17 protein-coding genes are annotated in these 17201 nt (G+C 55.2%); 3 read left to right on the forward strand and 14 right to left on the reverse strand.

Going from position 1 to position 17201, the window contains the following annotated elements:
* Positions 1–32 precede the first annotated feature (32 nt).
* The 10 genes from panB to ccoN form a co-directional block, all read right to left on the reverse strand.
* Complete coding sequence (gene panB, locus TH2_RS07545; RefSeq protein ID WP_008889818.1) at positions 33–878, reverse strand: 3-methyl-2-oxobutanoate hydroxymethyltransferase; 846 nt, start codon at positions 876–878, stop codon at positions 33–35.
* A gap of 213 nt (positions 879–1091) precedes the next feature.
* Complete coding sequence (locus TH2_RS07550; protein ID WP_051007599.1) at positions 1092–1790, reverse strand: cyclic nucleotide-binding domain-containing protein; 699 nt, start codon at positions 1788–1790, stop codon at positions 1092–1094.
* A gap of 79 nt (positions 1791–1869) precedes the next feature.
* Positions 1870–2058, reverse strand: coding sequence for a cbb3-type cytochrome oxidase assembly protein CcoS (gene ccoS, locus TH2_RS07555; RefSeq protein ID WP_008889820.1), 189 nt, complete (start codon positions 2056–2058; stop codon positions 1870–1872).
* 4 nt (positions 2059–2062) lie between these two features.
* Positions 2063–4435: a heavy metal translocating P-type ATPase metal-binding domain-containing protein gene (locus TH2_RS07560; protein WP_238538671.1), complete on the reverse strand. Its 2373-nt coding sequence runs from the start codon at positions 4433–4435 to the stop codon at positions 2063–2065.
* A gap of 47 nt (positions 4436–4482) precedes the next feature.
* The gene (locus tag TH2_RS07565) at positions 4483–5001 is read right to left on the reverse strand and encodes a FixH family protein (RefSeq protein ID WP_008889822.1); all 519 of its coding nucleotides are present in this window, start codon (positions 4999–5001) and stop codon (positions 4483–4485) included.
* Between the two features lie 32 nt (positions 5002–5033).
* Positions 5034–6539, reverse strand: a complete 1506-nt coding sequence (gene ccoG / locus TH2_RS07570; RefSeq protein ID WP_008889823.1) for a cytochrome c oxidase accessory protein CcoG — start codon at positions 6537–6539, stop codon at positions 5034–5036.
* Positions 6540–6839: 300 nt separating this feature from the next.
* A complete protein-coding gene (gene ccoP, locus TH2_RS07575) occupies positions 6840–7712 on the reverse strand; it encodes a cytochrome-c oxidase, cbb3-type subunit III (RefSeq protein ID WP_008889824.1) in 873 nt (290 codons plus the stop codon).
* A 15-nt stretch (positions 7713–7727) separates the two neighbouring features.
* Positions 7728–7889: a cbb3-type cytochrome c oxidase subunit 3 gene (locus tag TH2_RS20750; protein WP_008889825.1), complete on the reverse strand. Its 162-nt coding sequence runs from the start codon at positions 7887–7889 to the stop codon at positions 7728–7730.
* 15 nt (positions 7890–7904) lie between these two features.
* Positions 7905–8636, reverse strand: coding sequence for a cytochrome-c oxidase, cbb3-type subunit II (gene ccoO / locus TH2_RS07580; protein ID WP_008889826.1), 732 nt, complete (start codon positions 8634–8636; stop codon positions 7905–7907).
* Between the two features lie 14 nt (positions 8637–8650).
* A complete protein-coding gene (gene ccoN, locus TH2_RS07585) occupies positions 8651–10108 on the reverse strand; it encodes a cytochrome-c oxidase, cbb3-type subunit I (RefSeq protein WP_008889827.1) in 1458 nt (485 codons plus the stop codon).
* A gap of 418 nt (positions 10109–10526) precedes the next feature.
* On the opposite strand from ccoN, the gene TH2_RS07590 reads away from it, so the two are divergent.
* From TH2_RS07590 to TH2_RS07600, 3 genes are all read left to right on the forward strand, one after another.
* On the forward strand, positions 10527–11033 hold the full coding sequence (locus tag TH2_RS07590) for a hypothetical protein (protein WP_008889828.1): 507 nt from the start codon (positions 10527–10529) through the stop codon (positions 11031–11033).
* A gap of 100 nt (positions 11034–11133) precedes the next feature.
* Positions 11134–11979 (forward strand): diaminopimelate epimerase, encoded by an 846-nt coding sequence (gene dapF / locus TH2_RS07595; RefSeq protein WP_040823198.1) that lies wholly within the window; start codon positions 11134–11136, stop codon positions 11977–11979.
* A gap of 151 nt (positions 11980–12130) precedes the next feature.
* Entirely contained in the window at positions 12131–13327 is a 1197-nt protein-coding gene (locus TH2_RS07600; RefSeq protein WP_008889830.1) for a phosphoglycerate kinase, read from the forward strand.
* A gap of 75 nt (positions 13328–13402) precedes the next feature.
* Here the strand turns inward: TH2_RS07600 and TH2_RS07605 are convergent, their stop codons facing one another.
* From TH2_RS07605 to TH2_RS07620, 4 genes are all read right to left on the reverse strand, one after another.
* Entirely contained in the window at positions 13403–14389 is a 987-nt protein-coding gene (locus TH2_RS07605) for a squalene/phytoene synthase family protein (RefSeq protein ID WP_008889831.1), read from the reverse strand.
* Between the two features lie 116 nt (positions 14390–14505).
* On the reverse strand, positions 14506–15120 hold the full coding sequence (locus tag TH2_RS07610) for a hypothetical protein (RefSeq protein WP_008889832.1): 615 nt from the start codon (positions 15118–15120) through the stop codon (positions 14506–14508).
* 280 nt (positions 15121–15400) lie between these two features.
* Positions 15401–16246, reverse strand: coding sequence for an alpha/beta fold hydrolase (locus TH2_RS07615; RefSeq protein ID WP_008889833.1), 846 nt, complete (start codon positions 16244–16246; stop codon positions 15401–15403).
* Positions 16247–16282: 36 nt separating this feature from the next.
* Positions 16283–17089, reverse strand: a complete 807-nt coding sequence (locus TH2_RS07620) for a methyltransferase domain-containing protein (RefSeq protein ID WP_008889834.1) — start codon at positions 17087–17089, stop codon at positions 16283–16285.
* Positions 17090–17201 lie beyond the last annotated feature (112 nt).

Genomic DNA, 17201 nt, shown 5'->3' on the forward strand with positions numbered 1-17201 from the left:
TCGAAGATTGCAGAAAATCGCGGCGGTCTGGATCAGACCGCGCGCAACTTACCTTTTTTCGCTAACCCAAAGCAATGTTCATCCGTCGGGAACTGACGGGTGCGCACTTCGTCGGCATATTGGCCGACGGCCTCGGATACCGCATCGCCAAGATTGGCGTAGCGTTTGACGAATTTTGGCGTGAAGTCGGAAAATAGACCAAGGATGTCTTCGGTGACCAGAACCTGCCCATCACAGGCGACCGAGGCACCAATGCCGATGGTCGGGATGTCGATGGCCTCGGTGATCTGACGTGCGACGGGTTCAACCGTGCCTTCGACAACAACCGAAAAGGCACCCGCCTTGGCAACCGCCTTGGCATCAGCAAGGGTTTTGCGTGCGGTTTCTTCGTCGCGGCCCTGACTTTTGAAGCCACCCATGGTGTTGACCTGTTGGGGCATCAGGCCGATATGTGCCATGACCGGCACGCCGCGCATGGTCAGGAATTCAATGGTTTCGGCAAGTTCGGCACCGCCTTCAAGCTTGACGGCGGCACAGCCGGTTTCAGCCAGAATGTGGGATGCCGTGCGGAATGCCTGTTCCTTGGATTCCTGATAGCTGCCAAAGGGCAGATCAACAACAACACAGGCATTTTTTGATCCGCGCATCACGGCCTTCCCATGGTTGACCATCATATCGACGGTCACGGCAAGCGTGCTTTCCATGCCATAGACAACCATACCAAGTGAATCGCCGACCAGAAGCAGGTCGCAATGTTCATCAAGGCGTTGCGCCATCGGCGCGGTATAGGCCGTCAGACAGACAATCGGATCTTTGCCCTTACGGGCACGGAGTTCTGGGACGGAGGTCCGGCCCATCTTTTTGCTGGTGGCACTCATGACGTTTCTCCCCCGGTACAACCGGATTTCTCTGCCCGATCTTTGTCGAGCGTGCGGTCATGTTTACAATATCATGACCGCGATCGGGAAACCTTTTTTGCAATCGCGAAATAGGCAATTCGGCCAATAACCGGGATTTTGGGCATAGTTTGGCTGATCGTTCGAAGGATCAGCGTCCTAAATTGCTATTGGCCGATTACAGGCACGCAGAAATCACAGACCTTCGGCAAGATCTTCAAGCATGTCGAGACCGACCGCCTCGATATGGCGGTTATCCTTGAGCGTGATCGTTGCTTCCTTGCGCAACTGGGTCAGGGTACGTGACACGGTTTCAATGGTCAGACCCAGATAGTCGGCAATGTCGGAACGGCTCATGGGCACGTTGATGGTCTCGCTGCTTTCGCCGCGATGTTCCTGACGGCGGGCCAGCATCAGAAGGAAGGATGCGACCTTTTCCTTGGCGGTCTTGCGGCCAAGCAGAAGCATCTGATCCTGTGCGGCGGCCAGTTCATCGACCGCCATGCCCAGCATGCGTTTTTCAAGATGCGGAAACTTGTCGAACAGTTTTTCCAGCTTCTGACGCGGGAACCGACATGCGGTTACCGGTTCAATCGCCTCGGCGGTGTAGCTGTAATTGGCATTCAGTGCGAGACCAAGAAAGTCACCCGCAAACAGAAAACCTGTGATCTGGCGGCGGCCATCGCCGAGCAATTTATACAACTTTACAGAGCCGGATGTGACGTTGAAGACGTAGTCTGCGTCTTCTGCCTCGTGGAAAATCGTCGTGTGCGGGTCATAGTGTGCATGCGTAAGCAATTGACGCAGCTGATCATGTTCATCGCCATGCAATGCGGAGCAAAAAGTTAAGTCCTTGATAGAACAGGCTTCGCAGATTTGGGGGCGGACTGCCATCGTAGACTCCGATGCTGGTGACCCGGTAGGCGGATTGTAAACAAATCTATCCGATGAGATAGCCCTGTTTCAAGCAATTCTAACTATCGCCTTGATGGAACTTCTTTGAGTTCCCCGGAGGCGTGACGTCATCGTCATCAAACAGAATGCGATTTGCCGCACCTTCCATATCGTCAAACTGCCCGGAACGCAACGACCACAAGAAGGCCCCAAGGCCAAGAAGCCCCAGAAACAATGCAATCGGGATCAGGAGAAGGAGGTTGCTCATGGCATTATATCCCTGCCTGCTGCGACAACGTGGTCGCCGGTTTGATGCCGACCCCGTCAGACTTGCCCGATTTTGCGTGTAAACGCAAGGCATTGGCGATCACAATCAGGGATGAGGATGACATGGCGATTGCCGCAAAAAGCGGGGTGACAAACCCTGATACCGCCAGCGGGATCGTGATCACGTTATAAGCAAAGGAAAGGGCAAAATTTTGACGGACAAGTCGATCAGCCTTGCGCGCGACATCAATTGCCTCGATCACGGCGCCAAGCCGATCACCCTGAAACACGATATCGGCCGCATTTTGCGAAATTTCAGCAGCCGTCGCCGGGGACATTGACGCATGCGCCGCTGCAAGCGCCGGTGCGTCGTTGATACCATCGCCGACCATCAAATCATGGTTGCCGCGATCAGCGCGGGCCTGAATATGGTTGGCTTTTTCGGTCGGCGACATCCGTGCCATCCAGCTGGTAATGCCAAGTGTTTCGGCAAGCTGGCGCACGGTGCTTTCGCGGTCACCCGACAAGAGGGTCATTTCAAAACCACGCGTGCGCAGGGTGTCGATCACTTCGGGTGCGTCGCTGCGCATCGTATCGCGGAAGACAAACCGGGTCGGGGCAATGCCCGGCTCAGACAGCCACAATTCCGGTCCGGTAATATCGGATGGCACATCGGCGTTTTCGGCAACATCGCAGAAAGCACGACTGCCAAGCCGGATCGGACCCGCGGGACCCTGCATCATCAGGCCAAGGCCAGCTTGTTCGGTAACATTGGTTTGCGGGGTCACGTTTCCGGCGGCACGCACCAGTGCGCGGGATAACGGATGATTGCTGTTGGCGGCCATGCTGGCGGCAAGCATCAGTTTGTCTTGCTGTGGCTCGCCGACCAGTTCAGGTTTGCCCGTGGTCAATGTGCCGGTTTTATCGAAAATGATGCCGGTAATCTTGGTCAGTCGTTCAAGGGCGGTTGCCGATTTGACAAGAATACCCGCACGCAACAGACGCCCGGTCGCAATCACCTGAACCACCGGAACGGCAAGGGCCAATGCGCAGGGGCAGGTAATGATCAGAACCGCGATGGCATTCATCAGCGCATCCTGCCAGCCAATGCCACCAATCAGCCACCAGCCGATAAAGGTCGCCAGCGACAGGGTATGAACAACCGGCGCATAGGCCTTTGCCACCCGATCGGCGATCGCGACATATCTGGCACGGCCCTGTTCGGCATTTTCCATCAGACGCACGATTTCGGACAGCAACGTATTGCCACCGGTGGCGGTGACTTCGATACGAAGCGGGGCGGAAATATTGGTGGTTCCAGCAAATACGGTGGTGCCCGGACGGGTCAGGACGGGGATGCTTTCACCGGTAATGATGCTGGTATCGACATCAGATTGGCCGTCGATCACCTTGCCATCGATGCCGATCCGTTCACCGGCCGCAGCCAGAACGATCATGCCCGGTGTGGCCTTTTGCGGTGCGATCAGGCGCCGCGTACCATCAGGTTCAATCACGGTGATCGAGCGGGCATTAAGCGACAGAAGATGTTCAGCCGCCGAGCGTGCCTGCCCGCGTGCACGACCATCAAGATATCGTCCGATCAGAAGGAAGAACAAAAGGGTAATCGCACTGTCGAAATAGGCATGCGGTTCGCCACGAATGGTTTGTGCCAAGCTCATGCCAAGTGCCAGAATGACGCCCAGACTGATCGGCACATCCATATTGACCCGGCGATTGCGAATGGCGCCAAAGGCGGATCGATAAAACGGCAATCCGGCATAGGCCGCCGCAGGCAGCGCGATCAGGGCCGATATCCAGTGAAACAGATCGCGGGTCGCCCCGCCCATGCCCTGAAAATATCCGGCCCACACCGAGACCGACAGCAACATCACGTTCCCGGCCGCAAACCCGGCAACCGCCAGACAGCGCAGCAATTCCTTGTTGCGTGAAGTTGTTGCCTGTTCAAGGGCGGCCGGATCAAACGGGATCAGGCGATAGCCCATTTGCATCACCGGGCGAATGATGTCTTCGATATCGGCGACTTCACCCTGCCAGCTCAGGCGCAGGCGGCGTGTCGTCATATTGACCCGGGCCTGCAACACGGCACTGTTTCGTTGCAGCAGGGTTTCGATCAGCCAGACACAGGCAGCGCAATGGATGCCGTCGACCATCAGGTTCAGATGATGATGACCTTCGGTATCGGTGCTGGCCAGTTCGGTGAAATCAAAGCTTGCGATTTCGTCTTCGTCCGGGCGAAGGGCCCGGACCTTGGGATCAAAGGCACGTCGATTGTAATAGGATGTCAGCCCCATTTCGCCCAAGAGCTCAAAAGCGCCAGCACACCCGGCACAACAAAAGTCGGGTGCGGCAGGTGACATGGCTGTCACCGGCTCGCCGCAATGGCGACAGGGCTGAAGGGCGACGTTCATGGATTTACGACGACATACTCGACAGTTTGATAATCATCCCCCATCGCGTTGGCGATGGTGCGCAATTGCCAACGACCATAAACCGGGAAGGCAGCACTTGCACGATATTCACCCGGTGCGATTTCGGCCATCGCGATGGTGGTATCAAGATCATCACGATCCGCCCGCGACATCACAATGGACATTTTCGCCCCGGTGATCGGATTGGAATCTTTGTCGCGGAACAGGACGGTGATGGTGCCGTTTTGATCAATGACACCATCGACACTAAGCTTGCTGCGCCAGCCAAGTTCTTCCTGACGGGCAGCACCGGAAATGGCCGCGTTATAGTTGTTGCCTTCTTCGAAGGCATGTTTGGTCACAAGGCCATTCCAGCTGGTCATCGAAAAGGTGATCAGCGAGATATTGGCAATCAGCATGACGGCGAAGCCGCCGACAAAATACCACGGAATCCAGCGATCCGACTTGCGCGGTCCATTCTGATCTGTGGAAGGTGATGTCATCTGCATTGCCATATCTTGTCTCCTGAACTGAAACGCTTTTGCGATCAGCGGTCGTTTTCCGGACCGGCGAACACTGTATCATATGTTTCGGTGTTACCGGTTTCCTTATCGGTCACCGTGAATTCAAATGGTGTCGATTTACCATCAAGTGTTTGGGGATCAGCTGCCACAAAGACACGGAAACTGCCGACCCGGTCGGGGGCCACGTCCAGATCATAGGTGCCGTCCTGGTTCGGGGTCAGGCCGATGATCTGGAAATCAGTTGCGTCAATCCCTTCAAGCGACAGAACATAGGTTTTTTCTGCCTGTTCCTTGTTGAGAACCTTAAGGGTATAGCCGTTGCGCACGTCACCATCAGACAGGGCAACGAACAGCGGGTTACGGTCGCGCAGAACATTGAGTTCAAGCACCGAGCGGTTGGCAAGACCAAACATCATGACCACGGCAATGATCACCAGCAGCAATGAATAGAAGATGGTGCGCGGGCGAATGATGCGCACGCGGGTCGCCTTGCCCTGTGAACGAAGCTGGGAGTTCTGGACCGAGTCGAACCGAACCAGATCGCGCGGAAAGCCGACCTTGTCCATCATCTCGTTGCAGGCATCGATGCACAGCCCACAGCCAATGCACTCCAGTTGCAAGCCGTCGCGGATATCAATGCCGGTCGGGCAAACGTTCACGCAGGCGTGGCAGTCGATGCAGTGACCGGTTTCGGGCACTTCGCCGCGCACAAGGTTCTTACGTTTGATTGGGCCACGCGTTTCCCCGCGCCAGCTTTCATAGGTGACGATCATGCTTTCATCATCAAGCATGGCGGACTGGAAACGCGGCCACGGGCACATATAGGTGCAAACCTGTTCACGTGCCCAGCCTGCCAGAAGGTAGGTCGAGCCCGTCAGGAATGCGATGGTGACATACGTGCCAAAGGTTGCGTTGGCGGTGAAGATATCGACCATCACGGTCGGGGCATCGTGGAAATAAAGGACAAAAGCACCACCGGTCGCCATGGAAATGGCGATCCATGCCACATGTGTTGCCCCGACTTTCCAGATTTTTTCCAGCGTCCATTTCGATTTGTCGAGACGAACACGTGCGTTGCGGTCACCCTGGATATAGCGTTCCACCAACATGAACAGGTCGGTCCAAACCGTTTGCGGGCATCCATAGCCGCACCAGATACGCCCGAACAACGACGTGGCCAGAAACAGCCCAACGGCAGCCATGATCAGGATGCCGGTGATGTAATAGACTTCCTGCGGCCAGATTTCGATGAAGAAGAAATAGGCACGCCCCAGATCCATATCGATCAGAACGGCCTGATCCGGTGCGCTTGGTCCACGGTCCCAGCGCAGCCATGGCACGACCCAGTAAATGCCCAGAAGTGCAATCAGCGCAAACCACTTCAGATTCCGGAAACGTCCTGAGACGCGCTTCGGATAGACTTTGTCGCGCTTTTTATAAAGCGGGACTTCATCGTAATCGCCTTCGTCGACGATGTGCGGGACGTTTTTGGGTTCGATATCTGGTTGCTGCAAAGTGGACATGGCCATGTTCGCTACCTGGTTGTTGCTCTGAACCTTGCGACTGCTCTCTGTGCGGGGCGAACCCGCCAGTCGCTTTGAAGGTTGGTCTGTCAGGAGAACTTGGGTTTCTGGCAGCTTTGCAGAGCAAACTCTAATTATTCAAATCTCAGGCAGAAAATACGAGAGACCCGGCTTGCTCACCATGACACATGTCAATTTATTAGCCGATATTGGTATGAATTGTTGTGGGTGAGCCGCCCGGCAAAGAAAAAGGCCCGCGATTACAAATCACGGGCCTTTTTGAAAAAGTTGTATTTGAACGCGGACTTACTGGCCGCCACCGAGCGAGTGGACATAAACCGTCAGCATTTTGATGGTTTCTTCGTCCAGACGGCCTTCCCATGCCGGCATTACGCCGCGACGGGAATTCATGACCGTTTCGGTGATGGTTTCTTTCGAACCACCATAGAGCCAGATGGCATCCGTCAGGTTCGGTGCACCGAGATCCTGAACGCCCTTGGCATCGTCACCGTGGCAAGAAGCGCAGTTTTCCTCAAAGACCACCGCACCGCGATCGGCAGCAGCGGCGTCAGTTGCACGGTCCGTGAAGGACAGAACATATTGAACCACATCTTCGATCTGGTCGCGTTCAAGCAGTTCGTCACGCCCAAATGCCGGCATATCATTGAAGCGGGTATCTTCATTGGCATCCCAGCGCACACCGACATGCAGTGTCTGGTTGATGGCATCAAGCGTCCCGCCCCAAAGCCACGCATCGTCCTGAAGCGACGGGAAGCCCGGGTTACCCGAACCACCGGTGCCATGGCACGGTGCGCAGTTATCAGCGAAAACGGCCTTGCCGCCAGCCATGGAGAAGTTCAGAAGTTCGCTGTCATTGGCGATTTCCGATACATCCAGGGCAGCCAGACGTTCCATGTAAGGTGCACGTTCGGCCGCAACACTGGCCATGGTTTCGTGCAGTTCGGTACGGTTGGTGGTGCCAAACATACCTTTGAGGTAGTCATTGGCAGTCGGCCAGGACGGGTAAACCACCCAGTAACCAACAGACCAGATGACGGTGATCCAGAAGACATAGACCCACCAGGACGGCAGCGGAGTATTCAGTTCCTTGATGCCATCCCATTCATGACCGGTGGTATCTGTGCCGGATACCTGATCTTTCTCGACTTTTGTCGACATTGCTCTGTTCTCCCCTCAATCCTGATCCCGGAAGGGGATCTGCGCATGCGATTCCATGTCCTTGTTGCGCTTTTTGCTTGGCCACATGACCCAGGCAATAATTGCGCCGAACAGCAGCATCAGCCACAGACCCCACAGAGGGCGGAAAAAGTCAGCGAGTTGCGTAAAGAATTCCATGACGATCCCCTTGCATTAGCGCAGGTTCATCTGCGGGTTATAGGTGGTGAAGTCGACCATCCGGCCCAGGACCTGCAGGTATGCGACAAGCGCATCCATTTCGGTCAATTCTGCCGGGTTGCCGTCAAAGTCACCTGTTGCCGCATTCGGATAGCGCGCGAGGAAATCATCGTCATAGGCCGCATCCTCGCTGGCCTGCAGATACAGGTCTGCCTTGGCTGCCTCGATCATCTCGTCTGTGTAGGGGACACCTACCATCTTGAGGGTCTCGAGATGTGCCTGAGCGTCATCGAAATTCAGTTTGCGTTCCGCCAGGAACGGATAACCCGGCATGATCGATTCCGGCACAACAGCGCGCGGGTCAATCAGGTGGGCCACATGCCATGCATTGGAATATTTTCCGCCGACACGTGCCAGATCCGGACCGGTTCGTTTTGACCCCCACTGGAACGGATGGTCATACATCGATTCTGCTGCAAGGCTGTAATGGCCATAACGTTCGACCTCGTCACGGAACGGACGGATCTGTTGGGAATGGCAGTTATAGCAACCTTCGCGGAGATAGATGTTACGACCGGCCTGTTCGAGTGGCGAATAGGGACGGACACCTTCCACTTTCTCAATGGTCTGTTCCATCGTGAACAACGGTACAATTTCAACGATACCGCCGATGATGATGGTCAGGAAAATACCAAGGATCAGAAAGAAGACGTTCTTTTCTACGATATGGTGTTTTTTAAGAAGCATCTCTGGTTCCCCCCTTATTCGGCTGCAACGGGTGCAGGTGTGCCGATTGGTGCTTCGTTACGGAGGTCACCCTTGATGGTCTTGTAGATGTTCCAGACCATCAGCAGCGAACCCAGCAAGAACAGCAGGCCACCGGTTGCACGAATGATGTAGTAGGGATGCATTGCCTCGACAGTTTCGATGAAGGAATACTGCAAGAAGCCAAGGTCGTCATAGGCGCGCCACATCAGGCCCTGCATGATCCCCGAAACCCACATCGAGGTGATGTAAAGAACGATCCCGATGGTACCGAGCCAGAAGTGATGGGCCACGAGGCGCATCGAATACAGGCGTTCACGGTGCCAAAGGACCGGGATCAGGAAGTAGATCGCACCGAACGATACGAAGGCAACCCAGCCAAGCGCACCGGAATGCACGTGACCAATGGTCCAGTCGGTATAGTGCGACAGGCCGTTGACCGCCTTGATCGACATGACCGGGCCTTCGAAGGTCGACATGCCGTAGAAACCGACAGCCGCGACCATGAAGCGCAGAACCGGATCCGTGCGCAGTTTGTCCCAGGCGCCCGAAAGCGTCATCAGACCGTTGATCATCCCGCCCCATGACGGCATCCACAGCATGATCGAGAAGGTCATGCCAAGGGTCTGTGCCCAGTCAGGAAGTGCGGTGTAGTGCAGGTGGTGCGGACCAGCCCAGATATACAGGAAGATCAGCGCCCAGAAGTGGATGATCGACAGGCGATAGGAATAAACCGGACGTTCGGCACGTTTCGGAATGAAGTAGTACATCATGCCGAGGAAGCCAGCCGTCAGGAAGAAGCCCACAGCGTTATGGCCGTACCACCACTGGGTCAATGCATCCTGCACGCCCGAGAACATCGAATAGGACTTCGTGCCCATGAACGAGACCGGAATGGCAAGGTTATTGCCAAGATGGAGCATCGCAATGGTCACGATGAAGGCCAGATAGAACCAGTTCGCGACGTAAATGTGCGGCTCGGTACGTTTCAAAAGGGTGCCGACAAACATTGCCAGATAGCAAACCCAGACGATCGTGATCCAGATATCAACGAACCATTCCGGTTCGGCATATTCACGACCCTGGGTCACACCGGTAACATAACCGATGGCCGCCATCACGATGAACAGCTGGTACCCCCAGAACACGAACGCCGGAAGTGCGCGGCCGCCATAAAGCGGTGCGCGGCAGGTACGCTGCACGACATAAAATGACGTTGCCAGAAGCGCGTTACCGCCAAAGGCAAAGATCACTGCCGAGGTGTGCAGCGGACGCAGGCGTCCGAAGTTCAGAAATTCTGTATCAAAATTGAGAACCGGAAATGCGAGCTGCCATGCAATGACATCGCCCACCAAAAATCCGACTACTCCCCAAAATACGGTCGCAAGTGCGGCCCAGCGCACAACGTCCATATTATAATTGACAGCAACTGAAGGCGATGCTGCCTGTGCCATGCTCCCCTGGCTCATGCTTGACTCCCGTTCAAGGTGGTCGGGTGAACTGCCCAAAACCCTCTCGGGCAGCTTCAATAGTCCCGATGAACCGACGACCTTCTTGATCTTCGGTCCACCTGCACAAAAAGCCCCACCCAAAATGCACCTTGTCTGAAAGTCAGGGCGCGTTATTCCGGGCGAGGTTTCCCAATTCGTTCGGCGAGTATGCGGACAGTTCATCCAAAAGCCATTGACCTACGTCAATCTCGGCTTGCAAACCCGTCAGAAATTCAATCGGCGGAAACGTATTGGCCCTTCGGCTGGGTACTTCTGTACTGGCTGTGTTTATGCGCGCCAAACCCTCAAAAGGTGTTGATGCACATCAAGGTGGGGCCGATTTATTTGCGGCATGATCTGCTAAATTCCAGAGGGCAGGATCATGTCAGAAGCCTATAAGTCACTTCCACTTACAGCACAGACCGCGGATATGACATATCCGCTGGTTCAGATGTTGAAAGTCGACATGTCTTTTGACCGTTGGCGTGCATTCGTCGATCAGTATTGCATGCCGGTTAACAAGGAGTCCGTTGGTGCAGGCACCGACGGTGATGACATCCTCTGGCAGCGTGAGCGCGGCATCATCGTGATCGCCAACGAGCGTGGCTATATCCATGGACTGTTTTCGTATTATGTCCGCGATGACATGACCGATGGCGTTGTCTTGCATGTCGACAATGTGATGGCGGTTGAAATCGTGTCGGGCGACTATGTTCTTGATGCGATGCGCGACGCCATGAGCCGACTTGCCCGTGTGCATGCCTGCAGTAATGTCTATGTCTCGCTTGGTGAACCGGATGAACGTCTCAGGGAATATTTTTCCCGGGCCGGCTATGCGCCAAGCAAGGTGCGCTATTGTGCGCCAGCAAGCCCGCGCTTGACGGCCTAGAGTTCAATCCAAGTCTGACCTTTTCCGATTTGATAAAACGCCCGCTCTGTCGGGAATTCCAACTGTGGACGCCTTGCGCAATCAGGATTATAAGGCGGGTATGAACGGTATTCCTTTTGTCAAAATGCATGGTTTGGGAAATGATTTCGTTGTCTTTGACGGACGACGCGATCCCGCTGTGCTTGATCTTGATGACGCGACCGCTGCCCGTATTGCCGATCGCAAAACCGGGGTTGGTTGCGATCAGTTGATCGTTATCGAACCGGCCCGCGATGATTTGGCCGATGCCTTCATGCGCATTCGCAACAATGATGGCGGCGAGGTTCAGGCGTGTGGCAATGCGACCCGCTGTGTGGCCAATATCGTCATGGGCGAGCTTGGCCGCAAAGACGTAATCATTGAAACCGTTGTCGGTTTGCTGGATGCCAATGGTCTGGCTGATGGCCGTGTCACGGTTGATATGGGGCAGGTCAAACTGGATTGGCGTGACATTCCGCTGGCCGAGGCGGTCGATACCAACCACATCCCGCTTTCACTCGGCCCGCTCTCGGATGCGGTGGGTGTTAATGTCGGCAATCCGCATGGTGTTTTCTTTGTTGATGATGCCGAGTCCATTGATATCGAGAAATTCGGTCCGGTGCTTGAACATCACGAAATGTTCCCGGAACGCGCCAATATCGAAGTTTGCAGCATTATTGATGAAAACAAGATCCGTATGCGTGTTTGGGAACGTGGTGTCGGCGTGACCCGTGCGTGTGGGACGGGCGCCTGTGCGGCTGGTGTTGCGGCGGCACGCCGCTGCCTGACCGGTCGCAAGGTCGAAGTGATCCTTGATGGCGGGCCACTGACCATTGAATGGCTGCCCGATGATCATGTGTTGATGACCGGCCCGGTCGCGACCAGTTTTTCTGGCTTTTTGCACGCGTCCCTTCTGGGAAACCATTGATCAGGTTTTCCTGATTGGTCTTTTTGCCGATTTGATCTGGCCTTGCGTCGGATGAGGTGATCGGGCAAAACAAGGCGCATCAGGATTTGGTTCAATCCATGTCGGGACACCCAATCCCGTCTTTTGTGAAACTCAAAAGCAGGTTCAGATAATGGCTGACTTCAATACGCTTGACGGTGTCAATGTCGCTGGCAAGCGCGTTTTGCTGCGCGCTGATCTTAACGTTCCGATGAAGGATGGTGTTGTTGGCGATACGACTCGTATCGACCGCACCGTACCGGGCCTGATCGAACTGGCCGATGCCGGGGCGAAACTGGTGGTGATTACGCATTTCGGTCGTCCCAAAGGTGCGCGCGTCCCGGAAATGAGCCTGAAACCGGTTGCCGATGCCCTTGCCAAGCAGCTTGGCCGTCCGGTGAAGTTTGCGGATGATTGCATCGGTGATGCAGCGGCAAGCGTGGTCAACAGCCTGGAGGATGGCGAAATCGCCCTTCTGGAAAACCTGCGTTATCATGCCGAAGAAGAAAAGAACGACCCGGCCTTTGTCACTGAGCTGGCAAAGCTTGGCGATATGTATGTCAATGACGCGTTTTCCTGTGCGCACCGTGCGCACGCGTCGACCGAGGGGCTGGCACGTGCGCTTCCGGCCTATGCCGGTCGTTTGATGCAGGCTGAGCTTGAAGCGCTTGGCAATGCGCTGGAAGCGCCGAAGCATCCGGTGATGGCGATTGTTGGCGGTGCAAAGATTTCCACCAAGCTTGATCTTCTGGGCAACCTTGTTGCCAAGGTCGATCAGCTGGTGATTGGCGGTGGCATGGCCAACACCTTCCTGGCGGCAAAGGGTGTCAATGTTGGCAAGTCACTGTGCGAGCATGATCTGCTTGATACCGCGCGTGAGATTTTCAAAAAGGCCGAAGCCGCCAATTGCGAAATCGTCCTGCCGGTCGATGGTCTGGTGGCCAAGGAATTTGCCGCCAATGCGCCGCATGATGTTTGTGACATCAACGACGTCGCTGCCGATGGCATGATCCTTGATGCCGGTCCGGCAACCATCGAAGACCTGAACAAGCGTCTTGAGACTTGTGAAACGTTGGTCTGGAACGGCCCGTTGGGTGCGTTTGAAATCACACCGTTTGACACGGCAACCGTTTCGGTCGCCCAGCATGCAGCAGAACTGACCAAGGCTGGCAAGCTTCTGTCGGTTGCAGGCGGTGGCGACACGGTCGCGGCCCTGCGTCATGCCGCTTCTGATCAGGCATTTTCCTATGTCTCGACCGCGGGTGGTGCGTTCCTGGAATGGCTGGAAGGCAAGACCCTTCCGGGGGTGGCAGCCCTTCGCGCCAGCTAAGCCATTTGGTTTGCCTGCAAAACAACAAACCCCGCCGAATTGGCGGGGTTTTTCTTTGCGGCGCGTTTAGGAAGCCTAGTCCTTTTTGACGTCAGGCAGGCTGTTTTGGGCCGTGCTTTGCATGATTTCATCGCGTTCGGTCAGGAAACCTGCATAGCCGTTTTCCATCATGGCTCCGCCCAGTTCGATATAGACGGTGAACAGGCGCGATAAGGTATCGGCCTCGTCCGTATCAAGAACCGACAACAATTCACCCGATCTGGCTTGCCCGGTTTCGAAATGCTCCCATGCATGTTCGAGCAGGATTTTACCAAGATAATCGAGATCACCATATTTGCCCTGGCCGATGGCATTGCGGATTTCACCAAGGGTGATGTCGGCAGCGATCAGGACTTCTGAAGGGATGGTGACAAGGCGGTCGGGGCCTTTGATGTCTTCGGGCAGGTCGCGCAGGATGTGAATGATATAGCAAAAGATCGCCATGTCCCGTGCGTGATAGAGCGGCGGATTGGTCAGTGGCGACGTATAGCCGATCTCTGCGTCATAACGGGCGGACAACAGATAGACAAAAATCGATGCCGGTGCCGCGGTTGCCCCTTCGCAATAGGCGATAAAATCGTCCCATTCGTCCATCGGTTCTTCGGCGATGTCACGATGAAGCGCGTCCGCCAGTTCGATCCATGGATCTGCGGGAAGGTCGCTGCGCCCCAACGTCAGGCGCAGGGCCTGATAGACCTCAGCCGACAAAGGGCCGTTTTCGGGCAGCGGATTATCCAGATCTGCCTTGGCGGCGATGACCTGTGCTTGCCATTGATGAATGGTTTGCAGGACAAATTCGCGTTGGGCATCGCGCTCGGCATCGGGCAGTTCAAGGAACCCGTCATCTACGATATCGTCGATCACACGCATCGAGGCATAGGCTGCCAGAAAGAAACGCTGCCGTTCGGGCGAAAGGCGCATTGCGGCACGATACAGATTGGCATTCTTTGCGGCTGCCAGTTCGTTGCAGGCATCGAATGGTGGTCCAAGTACAGCGTGTTCAGGAGGGAGCGAATGGCTCATGCGTGTCTGGATGTCCCGTTGGTTTGCTTTCAAACAGTCATACAGCACTGCCAGCGCTGCGCAACATCCGAATTGGAATTGTCAGGGGCGTTGGCATACGGTGCGCGATTACAATATCAGAACTGGATCCGGTATCTGGCCGTCAGCCCCAACATCGCATCAATGCCATCAAGTAGACCGTCACTCGGGCTCGTTGTGGTCAAATCACGTGAAACCGAGCCATGCAGACCGATCCAGATATCTTCGAGCGGCATGTAGGACAGTGAACCGGCAAGTCCGGCATCGTTGGTCAGACCTGTGCCAGTAAAGCCGAACCTTGGACGGGCACGATGTTGCATACCGAATGCATCGGTCTGATAAACACCAAAACTGCCCGGCGTCGCGGCATCAAGATCAACGAACGGTCCTACGGTAAAACCAACATCAGGAGACGGTGAATAGCCAAACCCGATTTGCGCATTCATGCCGTGATCAGAACGCGGCGTACCACCGAATTCAAGCCAGTACTGTGCCGGATTGTGAGGATCTGTTGCATCGGGACCAAGTGTCAGGCCATAGCGTGCCGACGGGGTGAAGCTGCGATCAAAGCCGGTTGGGTTTGAGGATGAAATACCACCGGGGCCAAATGCGCTGCCGCCCGGGATCAACGTAACGCCGGTTTGCGATGTTGGTTCAGTTTGCAGCGATTGGGCAAAAGCCGAAGGGTTCTGAACCAGACCCGCATGCAGCAAAGCCGTCAGAAATATCCATATCCGGTGTCTTTTTGCCCAATTTGGCCAATGCCGCTTTTTCATGTCGCCTGTGCCCACAGGTGATCAAATAACCGCAGCAATCGAGGCAACAGCCAGACTGCGTCCTTTGCCGGACGCTTGAATGGTTTGATTTTGTTGGTCCCAACCAACAACCGTTGAACCCTTGCTGCGTTCTTGGCGCGTAGCAAACTTTATCGGGTTCTTGACGGACGGGGTTTTCAGGCGTGACTTGATCCTGCGATTTACCGGGGATTGCCGGTCAGGATGTGCTCGTGCTTAGAAAGTCCCGAATTGCGTCGATTTGCGCTTTATCATTTAAGTGGGGTGCGTGCCCGCAGTTCGCCACTGCAAAAACCGGCATTTGTGGTTTTTTCTGTTTCATTTTATCGACGATGGATTTCGGGATCAGGTCAGACTGTTCGCCACTGATCAGCATGACCGGGCAGGGCAGGGCTTCAAATTCAGCCCAGGCATCAAAGTTATCAATATGTTCGGCAAAAACCCGCATCACTTGCGGGTCGTAATGCATCATGAAATTGCCATTGGGCAGGCGACGTACGGAACGCGATGCCAAAAAGGCCCATGTCGCATCATCGGCCACCCCGAACGATGCATAAACCAAACGAACAAGCTGTTCGACCTCGTCGATGGTTTCAAATTCCGGGGACGCCCCGACATAGGATTTGATGCGCGCAACCGCAGCAGGATCAAGTTCGGGGCCAATGTCGTTAAGCACCAGCCGTTCGATGCGTCCGGCGACTTCGGTTGTAGCATAAAGACCAATCAGGCCGCCCATAGATGTGCCGATCCAGTCGCAGGTATCGATATTGAAATGATCGAGCAGTTCAAACATCTGCGCCACATAGAATGGCACGGTGTATTCCGTGTCCGGATCGCGGGCCCAGCCGGAAAATCCCCGTCCGATCATTGATGGGCAAAGAACATAGTACTTGTCGGTGAAATGCGGCGCGACATGGTCAAAGTCATCTGCCAGACGCGCTAGGCCGTGCATCATCAGAAGCGGTCGATTGGCCGGATTTCCCCACGCCCTGACGTGGACTTCATAGCCACAGGATTTGACGAAATGTTCGCGAAAATCGGCCATGGGGTGCTCCTTGTCAGGGATGTATTGTTCGGATCGTCAGGCGGATTTCTTGCGGGCGATCATGAACAGGCGATTGAACGGAAACAGGGTACGTCCGTCATCGCGTGACGGATAGACCTGATTAAGCCGTTCCTTGTATTTCGCAGTGAATTTTGCGCGCGCTTCATCATCGGGCAAGGCATCCATGACGGGACGCAGGATCGTTGAACTGGTCCAGTTATAGACCGCGTCTGGCCCGGTCAGCACATGGCAATACTGGGTTTGCCAAAGGTCGACTTCATCACATACGGGTGTCAGCACATCGAAATAATCACCCGGACGCATGATGCGGGCCGCATGCATCGCGGTTGCCACTTCCTTGCGCCAGTCCATCCCGGCTTCGCCGATCAACTGGTGGCTGGGTGCCAGGAAATTGTTGGGCACCTGAATGGCGATAATGCCGCCGGGGCGAAGATGTTCAAGAAGGCGCGGAAACAGCTTTGAGTGATCGGGTACCCAGTGCAGGGCCGCATTGGAAAACAGCAGATCAACTGGCGCGTCCGGTTGCCAGTCGGCGATGTCGGCCTTTTGCCAGGTGATTTTTTCATCCCGCTTGCGCGCGGTTTCAAGCATCTCGTCAGACGAATCAACACCTGTGATACGTGGTCCGTCAGGATCGCTTGAGCCATATGCATCGGCAAGTATGGCTGTTACCGAACCCGGGCCACAGCCGAGGTCGACAATATGACGGGGTGAAAACCCGCTTGCCGGTTTGGGCAAACGCGAAATCAGATCGATGGCCGGTCGCAGGCGTTCATTGCCAAACAAACCGTAACGGGCAGGATCCCAGTGTGTATTGCTCATGGGGAAAGTCTTATCGCGTTTCGGATGTCATTTGAAGCATCGAGGAGAGGTGCCGCCAAAAACAAGCGCCCCAGACCAGAGGTTGGGGCGCAGAAATCCGATTATATATCAA

The sequence above is a fragment of the Thalassospira profundimaris WP0211 genome, assembly GCF_000300275.1.
In the GTDB taxonomy this organism is placed as follows: Bacteria; Pseudomonadota; Alphaproteobacteria; order Rhodospirillales; family Thalassospiraceae; genus Thalassospira; species Thalassospira profundimaris.